At 68.8% G+C, this 10,567-nt stretch carries 10 protein-coding genes; 8 read left to right on the top strand and 2 right to left on the bottom strand.

Annotated elements, in window-relative coordinates; all coding sequences use genetic code 11:
• Positions 1-135 precede the first annotated feature (135 nt).
• Positions 136-1,158, bottom strand: a complete 1,023-nt coding sequence (locus tag UK23_RS08945) for an LCP family protein (RefSeq protein ID WP_052684492.1) — start codon at positions 1,156-1,158, stop codon at positions 136-138.
• A 79-nt stretch (positions 1,159-1,237) separates the two neighbouring features.
• On the opposite strand from UK23_RS08945, the gene UK23_RS08940 reads away from it, so the two are divergent.
• The 7 genes from UK23_RS08940 (at position 1,238) to UK23_RS08915 (ending at position 6,939) form a co-directional block, all read left to right on the top strand.
• Entirely contained in the window at positions 1,238-1,651 is a 414-nt protein-coding gene (locus tag UK23_RS08940; RefSeq protein ID WP_045310936.1) for a DUF6542 domain-containing protein, read from the top strand.
• Complete coding sequence (locus UK23_RS54520; RefSeq protein WP_269112251.1) at positions 1,620-1,745, top strand: hypothetical protein; 126 nt, start codon at positions 1,620-1,622, stop codon at positions 1,743-1,745. The genes UK23_RS08940 and UK23_RS54520 overlap by 32 nt, the downstream gene beginning before the upstream one ends.
• Complete coding sequence (locus UK23_RS08935) at positions 1,742-3,634, top strand: glycosyltransferase (protein WP_045310935.1); 1,893 nt, start codon at positions 1,742-1,744, stop codon at positions 3,632-3,634. The genes UK23_RS54520 and UK23_RS08935 overlap by 4 nt, the downstream gene beginning before the upstream one ends.
• Positions 3,635-3,657: 23 nt before the next feature.
• Positions 3,658-4,221 (top strand): TetR/AcrR family transcriptional regulator, encoded by a 564-nt coding sequence (locus UK23_RS48405; RefSeq protein WP_052684491.1) that lies wholly within the window; start codon positions 3,658-3,660, stop codon positions 4,219-4,221.
• Between the two features lie 78 nt (positions 4,222-4,299).
• A complete protein-coding gene (locus tag UK23_RS08925; RefSeq protein WP_156212970.1) occupies positions 4,300-5,493 on the top strand; it encodes a cytochrome P450 in 1,194 nt (397 codons plus the stop codon).
• A 1-nt stretch (position 5,494) separates the two neighbouring features.
• The gene (locus tag UK23_RS08920) at positions 5,495-5,701 is read left to right on the top strand and encodes a ferredoxin (protein WP_045310934.1); all 207 of its coding nucleotides are present in this window, start codon (positions 5,495-5,497) and stop codon (positions 5,699-5,701) included.
• Between the two features lie 308 nt (positions 5,702-6,009).
• Positions 6,010-6,939, top strand: a complete 930-nt coding sequence (locus UK23_RS08915; RefSeq protein WP_156212968.1) for a hypothetical protein — start codon at positions 6,010-6,012, stop codon at positions 6,937-6,939.
• A gap of 112 nt (positions 6,940-7,051) precedes the next feature.
• On the opposite strand, the gene UK23_RS08910 is transcribed toward UK23_RS08915, so the two are convergent.
• The gene (locus UK23_RS08910) at positions 7,052-7,489 is read right to left on the bottom strand and encodes a hypothetical protein (RefSeq protein WP_045310933.1); all 438 of its coding nucleotides are present in this window, start codon (positions 7,487-7,489) and stop codon (positions 7,052-7,054) included.
• Positions 7,490-7,561: 72 nt separating this feature from the next.
• Here UK23_RS08910 and UK23_RS08905 point away from each other — a divergent pair, with 72 nt between their 5' ends.
• A complete protein-coding gene (locus UK23_RS08905; RefSeq protein ID WP_052684488.1) occupies positions 7,562-10,486 on the top strand; it encodes an AfsR/SARP family transcriptional regulator in 2,925 nt (974 codons plus the stop codon).
• Positions 10,487-10,567: the final 81 nt, after the last annotated feature.

Below are 10,567 nucleotides of genomic sequence, written 5' to 3'. Positions count from 1 at the left end.
GCGGGCCGTCCGGCCGCACCACCAGGAACCACCTCAGGCGCGGCTCTCATCGAACATGGACTTCGATACAGGCCCTAGCAGCGCACGCGGGGAGCTTTCGTTCGGCAAGAGCGCACGGGGGGACCCCGCGTGCGGTCAGTCGATGCAGGGAATGCCGTCGTTGGGCGGAGGTGGTGGTGGGGCGGTGGCCAGCTCGGTCACCTTCGCGCGCACCTTCTCCGGGTCGACCTTGTTCACGTCCAGGCCTCCGACGTTCGCACCGCCCTCGACCGGCAGCGTCTCGAACCGCACCTCGGCCGGCACCTTGCGGGCGAACTCGGTGAGATCGAACCGGTCGTCCAGCACGACGTCCTGCTTCGCCATGTCGATCATCGCCTGCATCGCCGAGACGTCCGCGCCCTTCAGCCGGCGCGCGACCGCCGAGAGGAACGCCTGCTGTCGCTTCGTGCGGTCGAGGTCTCCGTTGGGCAGGCCATGCCGCTGGCGCACGAACGACAGCGCCTGACCGGCGTCCAGGTGCTGCCTCCCGGCCGGGAAGTCCGCGCCGGACAACGGGTCCTTGGTCGCGTTCTTCAGGCACACGTCCACGCCGCCGAGCCCCTCGGCGATGTGGAAGAAGCCGATCAGCGAGATCTCCACCAGGTGGTCGATCGGCTGGTTCAGGAACGTCGCCACCGTCCGCACCTGGGCGCGGCGACCGGCCTCCCGCCCGGCGCGTTCCAGCGTGCGCTTGTCGTGCTGGCCGGCCGCCTGCAGTCGCTCCTCTTCGGCGATCTTGGCCCGCCCGTAAGCCTCCTTGATCTTGCCCTCACCGCCGGACGACAGCGGCACGAGGTTGTCGCGCGGCACCGACATCGCGATCGCCGGGCCGGAATCGGGGATGTGCAACAGGATCAGCGTGTTCGCGTTGTAGCCGCCGCGGTCGCTCTCGCCCGCCTGCATGCGCCGCAGCACGTCGTCCGGCAGCGGTTCGCCGTGCAGGTCCAGCCGGGTGGTGAGACCCATGATCAGGATGTTGCGGCCGGACGACGAGCGCGGCGCGTCGTCCCCGATCGCGTACGACCGCTCGACGCCGCTGGAGATCGAGGACACGGTGGACCAGGCGATGCCGGACACGACGAGCACGGCCGCGCACACGGCCACCCAGATCGTGCGCATCAGGACTAGCAGGGCCGTGCGGTGATAGCGGCCACGTGGTTGCATGGAAAAGACACCCCCGCCGGTATTCTAAGTGGTCATGGGGGTTCAGCTGCCGAGTTTGGCGGCGCTCGCGGTGCTGGCGGTGTTCACGCAGGTGGGGATCTGGGTGGACGGGGACAACCTCGGCTGGCCCTTCGGCGTCTGGTTGGTGGTGGGCGCGGTGCTGGCTTCGGCACTCGTGCGCCGGGTGGGGTTGTGGACGGTGGCACCGGCGCCACCCGTCGTGTTCCTGGTTCTGGCGGTGGGCAACGCGGCCTGGCGACGTCAGACGCAGGTGCGGTCTTTCTGGGGGAGCGGCAAGGAGTTCGCCGCGGACGCGGTCCCGTGGTTCGTCAACGGGTTCCCGTGGCTCGCGGCATCGGTCGGCGCGGCCGTCGTGGTCGTGGCCGTCCGCACGGTTCTGGGGGGAATGAAACGAAATGCAGATCTTCGTCGACGCCAACGGCAGTAGACGGGTGGTGGCGCGACTGGTCAGCCTGACCGTCGCGATTGGACTGATCGTGTTCGCCGCCGTGATCGGTGGCACGCTGCTGGAAATGTGGTGAGGCGCGCACCACGGCTGCACTGGATCTCGATCCTGCTCGGGCTGCTCGTGCTGATGAGCGTGGTCTCGTTCCACGCCTACACCGCGATCAGGCCCGAGCCGGTGCAGCACGCCCGTGAACACCGCGACCTGCCGGAACGCACGCTCGCGCTGGCGTTCCACGGCGGTCCGGACCCGAAGTGGACACCGCGCCTGCTGGCGACGCTGCGGGAGGCCGGCATCAAGGCGACCTTCTTCGTCACCGGCACGCAGGTCACCCGCAATCCCGACGTGACCAGGCGCATCGCCGACGAGGGCCACCAGATCGCCCTCGACGGCTTCCGCGTGGAGGGCGATCTCGGCAACCCTCTGAACCTCGCGTTCGCGCAGGCCGCGCTGGCGGACGCGCTGGGCACGCACACGCGGCTCGTCGGCGCGCCCGTCGAGGTGGACAGCGGCGACCGCGACTACCAGGACATCGGCACGCTGGTGCGGATGTCGCTGCAGCACGGCGGGGGAGTCGTCCGGCTGCACGACGACGGCAGCATCGGTGCCGACATCGCCCGTGAGCTGGCCAGAACGCCCGGCTACCGGTTCGTCACGGTCACCGGCGACCGCCCGGTCGAAGCCACTGCGACCGAACGCTTCACCGGCGCGGTCACCACGTGGTCGCAGCGCAACGGCGGCCTCGTGCTGACGTTGCTCGGCACGGCCATCGCGATCGCGGCGCTGCTGGGGTTGCTGCGCACGTTGATGCAGCTCGGCCTCGCGCACACCGACCGCCGGTTGCGGCGGGAGGGCGAGCACGAACCGCCACCGTGGTTCGCGCCGCCGGTCTCGGTGGTCATCCCGGCGTACAACGAGGCGGTGAACATCGCGGCGACGGTGAGGTCCATCGCCGCCAACAACCACTGCGCCGACGTCGAGGTGATCGTCGTCGACGACGGCTCGACGGACGGCACCGCCGACCGTGCGGAGGAGCTCGGCCTGCCCGGCGTCACGGTGATCCGGCAGGCGAACCAGGGCAAGCCGGCCGCGCTCAACACCGGGATCCGCAAGGCGAAGCACGACGTCCTGGTGCTGCTCGACGGCGACACGATCTTCGAGCCGGGCACGATCGGTGAGCTCGTGCAGCCGTTCGCGGACTCGCAGGTGGGGGCGGTGTCCGGCAACGCCAAGGTCGGCAACCGCAGGGGACTGCTCGGCCGCTGGCAGCACCTCGAGTACTGCGCGGGGTCCAATCTGGACAGACAGATCCTGCACGCGCTGCGCTGCATCCCGACGGTGCCGGGTGCGGTCGGGGCGTTCCGCAAGGCCGCGCTGACCGACGTGGGCGGCGTCAGCGACGACACGCTCGCCGAGGACACCGACCTCACGATGGCGGTCACGCGGGCCGGGTGGCGGGTCGCGTACCGGCAGCAGGCGAAGGCGTGGACCGAGGCGCCGAGCACGGTCCACGGGCTGTTCCGCCAGCGTTACCGCTGGTCGTACGGCACATTCCAGGCTATGTGGAAACACCGTGGCGCGTTGCTGGAGAAGGGACCGATGGGCAGGTTCGGGCTCATCTACCTGCTGGCGTTCCACCTGCTGCTGCCGATGCTCGCGCCGGTGATGGACCTCTACGTGCTGTACGGGTTCATCGTCGCCGACGCGCCGCTCGCGCTGATCGTGTGGACGGTGTTCCTGCTGCTGCAGACCGCGAGTGCGGGATATGCGCTGCGGCTGGACGGCGAGTCGCTCAAGCCGCTGTGGGCGTATCCGTTGCAGCAGCTGGTTTATCGGCAGCTGATGTACGCGGTGGTGATCCAGTCGCTGATCACCGCGTGGCACGGCACGCAGCTGCGGTGGATGTCGGTGCGGAGGACAGGACTGCTGACGGACGCGCCCGGCGGTACGGTGCACGTCACCTGAGCCACTGCACGTGAAGGAGCACGGTGGGTCGCACGCCCTTGGACGCGCCTGCAAGGCAGCAAGAGGTCTTCTCCGCCGTGCTCCACGTGCTGGCCGAGGTCGGCTACGCGCGGTTCAACATGGATCTCGTCGCAAGCCGCGCGCGTGCGAGCAAGGCGAGCCTCTACCAGCGGTGGCCGTCCAAGGCCCGGTTGATCACGGACGCGTTGAAGGCGAACCTGCCCGAACTGTCGCAGCCGGACGAGGGAGCGTTCGCCGACGACGTCCGGGTGATCATGCGGGCGTGGAGTGAGCCGATGCCGTTCGACACGGCCGGAATCTTCCTCGGGCTGCTGGAGGGCAGTCGTCAGGACGCCGACCTCGCGTGCCTGCGCGAGGAGCACATCGACCGCGCCTACACGGAGCACCTGCGGGTCGCGATCCACCGGGCGAAGGCGCGCGGCGAACTGCCGGAGCGCCTCGACACCGACGTCCTCATCACCGCGCTGATCTCGACTTTCGTCCTTCGGTCGGACGAGCAGGGCGTCATCGACAGCATCGTCGACGGCCTGTTGAGACCGTTGATCGGGACCTTTCGGACCAAATAACTCGTCAGATCGTAGTTTCTTCGCTACGTTCGGTCATGGTTTCAAAAGAACAGTTTTGTTCTGTTGAGGAGAGCTCCCGTGACTGAAGCTGCCGTCTGTCCAGTGCCTCACGACAACCGCGTGCATCCGCTCGGCCCGCCCGCCGGCTTCGAGGACGCCATCAGCAACGGACCCGTGCGGATGCGCTGGCCGAACGGCGTCGAGGGCTGGATCTTCAGCAGCTACGCAGGCGTCCGGAAGGTGCTGTCCGACAAGCGGTTCAGCGCGAACCGGGACGGCGCACCGGCGATGCGCACCGAGGGCGAGCCGGTTCTCGACTCGTCGCAGCCCGGCAACATGAACGCGATGGACGGCGAGGAGCACCTCCGGCTGCGGCGTCCTCTCTCGCGCGGCTTCATGGTCAAGCGCATGGCCGAGATGCGGCCGCGGATTCAGCAGATCGTCGACGAGCACCTCGACGCGATGGAACGCCAGGGCGCACCCGCCGACCTCGTGGCATCGCTGTGCCTGCCGGTGCCGTCACTGGTGATCGCCGACCTGCTCGGCGTGCCGCCAGAGCATCAGGAACTCTTCCAGGCGACCGCCAAGCAGATGCTCGGCAAGAACGGTTCCAAGGTCGAGTACGAGGCTCTGGCCGCACAGTTGGGCGAGGTGATCGCCAAGGTCGTCGCGGAGAAGAAGGCATCCGGCGACACCAGCGACATGATCGGCCTGATGGTCAACGAGACCGACTTCGACCAGGAAGAGCTGATGTTGCTCGCGATCGGCCTGCTCGTGGCCGGGCACGAGACGACGTCGAACTTCTTCGGCCTCTTCACGCTCACCCTGTTCGAACGTCCCGACCAGCTGGAGATCCTGCAGCGCGACCCGAGCCGCGCGGATGTGATCGTCGAGGAGCTGATGCGGTACACGATCGGCAGGCTCGGCGGCGCCGGGATCCAGCGCAAGGCGCTCGAGGACGTCGAGGTCGACGGCGTGACCGTCAAGGCGGGCGAGTGGGCGGTGATCTCGCTGCACGCCAACCTGGACGAGGAGCTGTGCCCGCACGCCGGCGAGCTCGACCTGGAGCGCAAGGCCGTGTCGCACCTCGGTTTCGGCTTCGGTCCGCACCAGTGCCTCGGCGCGAACCTGGCCCGCACCGAGCTGCAGATCCTGCTCCAGTCGCTCTTCACGCGGTTCCCGAACATCCGCCCCGCGGTGCCCGTCACTGAGATGACCTTCCGCGAGGACATGATCACCTACGGCGCGTCCGCCATCCCGGTGGTGTGGTGAAGTGCCAAAGAGTGCGACGGTCCGGATAGACCAGACGCGGTGCATCGGATCGGGCCAGTGCGTGCTCGCCGCACCGGACGTGTTCGATCAGTCGGATGACGACGGGCTCGGCCTCGTGCTGATCTCCGAACCGCCGGCAGAGCTGCTCCCGGGCGTTCGTGACGCGGTGGACAGGTGCCCGGCCGGAGTGGTGAGCCTGGAAGAGTGACTTGATCGGCCGTTCCGGTGAGGAGTCATCACTGGAAATGGATTCAGTTCCTCTTGGCTGACACCTCGATGGCCCCTTTCCGATCACGCTGTTCGTCCAGAATCGTAAGCGCGACCACCACGGCGTTGTGGTGGTCGCGCGCACACGTTCCGGGAGAGTCCAAAGACCCTTCCCGACCAGGCCGAACAGCGGGATGGTGCAGGCGGCGCGGTGAGTACCGGCGGTGTGTAACGGGTACCTGCACAGCGGGTGTCCGGCGCACGTCAGGAGGACCAGCTATGTTCAACGGCGAAGCATTTCCAGCTCGCGTGGACAAAACGGACGTGCGGCACGTGGAAACGCTGACGAGTGCTCTGCGGGCGCTCGACTACGAATACGGCGGAGGCGCCTGCCGGGACGCCTGCGTCGCGTTGTTGAACTGGGCGAACCCCCTGCTCGACGCCGGCTCGTCCGGCCGTGTGCTGCAACGGCTCCAGGTGGCCATCGCGGACCTGCACAACCTGGCCGGCTGGGCGTCGTTCGACATGGGACTGCTGGAATCCGCACACCTGCACTTCGGCCGTGCGATGGACCTCGCGCGTACGTCGGGCAACAGTGCGTTGGAGGCCAACATCCACTACCGGATGGGCCGCGTGCACCTGCACTACGAACTCGCCGAGGACGCCCTCGCGTCGTTCCAGCGCGGTTTGCCCATCGCGCAGGCCAGTGGCTCCACATTGGCCGTGTCGATCCTGCACGCCAACGAGGCGTGGGCGTTCGCGAAGATGGGCGCGGAGAAGCAGGCGTTGCGGCAGTTCGCGCGTGCGGAGGAGGAGTTCGAACGCGCCGAGAGCGAGGACGCACCGCCGTGGGCGCGCTTCTTCGACCTGGCCGACCTGGTGTCGATCGGCGGCATGGTCCACACCGAACTCGCCCGCACCTGCGACGTGAAGTACGCGCGGTCCGCGATCCCGTTGCTGACCAGGGCGATTGCCTCTGACGGCGACGAGGCCTCGCGCAGCCAGTCGTTCCGGCTCGCCGCACTGGCGGTGAACTACCTGGTGCAGAACGAGGCCGAGCACGCGCGGGACATCGGGGAGCAGGCGATCGCGGTGTCCGGCCCGATCCGCTCGGCGCGCACGCGGGACCGGATGCGGCCGTTGAAGCAGGAGGCGGAACGGTTGCGGGGCAACGAGGCCGCGGACGAGCTGTCGTCGCGGCTCGGGGAGTTCATGACGTCGCAGCAGGGAGCAGCCTGACTGGAAGGCGCCGCCGGGACCCGAGGAGAGGTTTGGGCTTCGGGTCCCGGCGGCACCACGGGCCGAACAGCGCCCAGCTGGGGGGCCTTGGCGCCGCTCGGGGTCTGGGTGATCAGCAGCGGATGTCTGTTTCCGCCCGGTAGGTCGTCGCGCCGGAGTCCCACTCGGCGAAGGCGTTCGTGCACGTGTCGAGGGTGTCGGTGCCGTAGGACCACAGCTCCTGCTGGCGGTAGCGGCCCTCCTTGCGGCCCGCGTGGCCGTACGGCTCACGCGACCACTCGTTGCCCCACTTCGCGATGATCACGAACACGGGCGTGTAGGGGGCGCCGGCGTTGTGGACCTCTGACCAGGTGTAGATGTATGCCCAGTTCTTGCCGCAGCCTTTGAACTGCTTGACCGAGGCCCACTTCTGCCCGTGGGCTCCGATGTAGGCGGTCTTGCCGATCTGCGTCACCGGTCCGCAGCCGGGAGCGCTCTCCGCCTGCGCCTGGCCGGACGTGGCCACTCCGAGGAGCAACGCGGCGGCGGCGATGAAGGTTGTCCTCTTCATGGGCGAGAAGCATCACTCGACCCGCTGACATTTCGCTGACACCTGGGGTTACCGGCTGGTTAGGATCGGCACATGCAACGGCGGTGGGGGTTCAAGGTTCTCGGATCGTTGCAGGTCATCGACTCGGGCCGGGTCGTGGAGCTGCGGTCGGCCAAACAGCGTGTCCTGCTCGCCGCGTTGCTGATGAAAGCCAACGCGCCGGTCTCCTCGTACGAGCTGATGGAGCACCTCTGGGGCGAGGAACCGTCCGGGTCGGCTCGCGCGACTCTGCAGACGTACGTCATGCGCTTGAGGCAGACGCTGGACGACCTCGCGGACCGCCAGCTCGTCCGCACCTGGTCGACCGGCTACTCGATCCACGTCGACGACGACCAGCTCGACCTGCTGACGTTCCAGCGGCTGCGCGCAGAGGCCCGCCGCGCGCCCGATCTGGAGACCGAGGCCCGGCTGCTGGGCGAGGCCGCGGCGTTGTGGCGGGGGCCCGCGCTGGACCAGGTGTCGTCGCTGCGGATGGAACAGACCGACGTGCAGCGCCTGAACGAGCAGCGCTGGGAGGTGCTGGAGCGGCGCAACGACGCCGAGCTCCAGCTGGGGCGCCACGACCAGATCGTGGACGAGCTCCGTTCCCTGGTCGCCGAGCATCCGTTGCGCGAACGGTTCTGGTACCAGCTGATGCTGGCTCTGCACCGGGCCGGGCAGCAGGCGCAGGCACTCGATGTGTTCCGCCGGGCCAGTGACGTGCTGGCCGACGAGCTCGGGATCGATCCCAACGCCGAGCTGCGTGCGCTGCACATGGAGGTGCTGGCCGGGTCGTCGGCGCCCGTTGCGGTTCAGGCCGGGCCTTCCTGGCTGCCGCCTGCCGTGGGGGACTTCTCCGGGCGTGCTGACGAGGTTGCGCGGCTGACGGCCGGGTTGCGTGCCGGTGGGACGTGGACGATCACCGGGCCCGGCGGTGTGGGTAAGACTTCGTTGGCCGTGCACTGTGCTCATGTCGTGCGGGACGCGTTCCCGGACGGGCAGCTCTACCTGAACCTGCGCGGTGGCGAGCAGAAGCCCGTCGAACCCGCTGCCGCGCTGGACCGGTTGCTGCGCGGTCTCGGTGTTTCGGGTGGCGCGATTCCGTCCTCTGTGGACGACCGGGTGGATCTTTACCGCGATCTGTTGTCCGACCGCCGGATTCTCGTGGTCTTGGACAACGCGGTCAACGAGGCTCAGGTTCGGCCGTTGCTGCCGGGGACGACTTCAGGCGCGGCTCTGGTGACTTCGCGGGCGGCGCTGGCCGGGCTCGAAGCCGCTCACGTCGTACCGCTGGACGTGCTGCCTTCTTCTGACGCGCTGGCGTTGCTGCAGGCTGCCGTGGGTGAGGCTCGGGTTGCCGCGGAACCCGTTGCGGCTCAGGCGATCGTGACCTACTGCGGGCAGTTGCCGTTGGCATTGCGGGTGGCCGCCGCCCGGTTGGTGGCGCGCCCGCACTGGCAGCTGGCGAAGCTGGCCGGGCGGTTGTCGGACGAGCGCCGCCGCTTCGACGAGCTGTCGCTGGGAGACTTGGACGTCCGGGCCTCCTTGGCGTTGTCCTACGACGGGCTGGACTCGACGCACCGGACCGCGTTCCGCCTGCTGTCGCTGGTCGACACGCCCGACTTTCCGGCCTGGATGGCGTCACCGTTGCTGGGCCTGGATTTGGACGACGCGGAGGACCACGTCGAGGCGCTCGTCGACGCTCGTCTGGTCGACTACGCCGGCCGCGACGCGCTGGGTCAGGTGCGGTACCGGCTGCACGACCTGCTGCGCGCGTTCGGGCGTGAGGCGGCGGACGAGGATCCCTCAGTCGCGTTGAAGGCGTTGTTCGAGCAGTGGCTGGACCTGGTGACGCGCGCGGACGTCGAGCTGCCGCACCAGGCGATCCGGCTGGAACCGCTCGCGCTGGAACGGTTCGACCTCGGCGACGCGGCCGCGTGGTTCGACGCGGAGTGGCAGAACATCCACGCGCTGATCAACCAGGCCGCCGCCCTGGGGCTGTGCTCGCTGGCCGCGGAACTGGTGATCCGCTCGACGGCGTTCTGCGACCTGCGGGCCCGGTTCGACGACTGGGAGCAGATCAACGAGCTCGGATTGTCCTGCGCGCCGCCCGAGCGCAAGCCGATCCTGTTGCAGCAGCGCGGAATCCTGTACGCGCGCATGCACAAGTACACCGAGGCGTCCGCCGACTTCGCCGCCGCGCAGGAGGCTTTCGCTGCGGCCGGTGACGTGTGGGGCGAGGCCTACAGCTGGTACGGCATGGGGTGGATCCACGAGTTCAGCGGGCGCTCGCTGGAGGCCCGTTCGGCCCATCGTGAGGCCATGACGCGGTTCGTGGCTTCCGGCAACCCGCACGGTGAGGTCGAGGTGCTGTGCTCGCTGGGTGCGATCGAGCGGCGTGCGGGTGGGCTGGCCGCGGCGCAGGAGTACCTGGAGCGGGCGCGCCGGGTGGCCGGTCAGCTCGGGGACGAGCAGAGTGAGCTGGCCGCGACGCTGGAGCTGGGGCGGTTGCACCAGTTCACCGGCGAGCTGGAGATGTCGGCGGCGCTGCTGCGGTCCTCGTTGGCCGCGGCGCAGAAGCTCGGAGATCCGGACTTCGCGGCGCACATGCGGTTGTTCCTCGCGGACACGTTGATCCGGTCCGGGCAGGTGGCGCTCGCCGAGGAGCAGCTGCGGCTGGCTTGGGAGTTCTTCGAGGAACACGACGACCGGCACGGGCGGATCTGGGTGTGGCGCTTGAGATCCGCGCTGGCTGCCACGCCTGAGGAGGCGTTGCGGTTGGCCGGGCTGGCTTTGGAGCAGTCGCGGGAGATGGACTCTCCGCCTGAGTTGGGGCGGTCGTTGCGGGTGCTCGGGAATGCTTTGGAGCGTGCCGGGCGAGTGGACGAGGCTCGGGAGCAGTGGCGGTTGGCTGAGGAAACGCTCACCGCGGCCGGGTTCCAGGCTGAGGTGGATGAGTTGAGGTTGGCTACCTCGTAGGTTGGGGTGCTGGCGGGCCGTGGTGGTCGGCTTGTGCTGGCTGGCGCGCGTTGGCCGGGCGCTGATGCGCCGTGCGGTGGT

This window comes from Lentzea aerocolonigenes (genome assembly GCF_000955955.1).
Classification (GTDB): Bacteria; Actinomycetota; Actinomycetes; order Mycobacteriales; family Pseudonocardiaceae; genus Lentzea; species Lentzea aerocolonigenes_A.
Note: the sequence above shows the minus strand (reverse complement) of the source record. Positions and strands in the feature narration are given on the sequence as shown.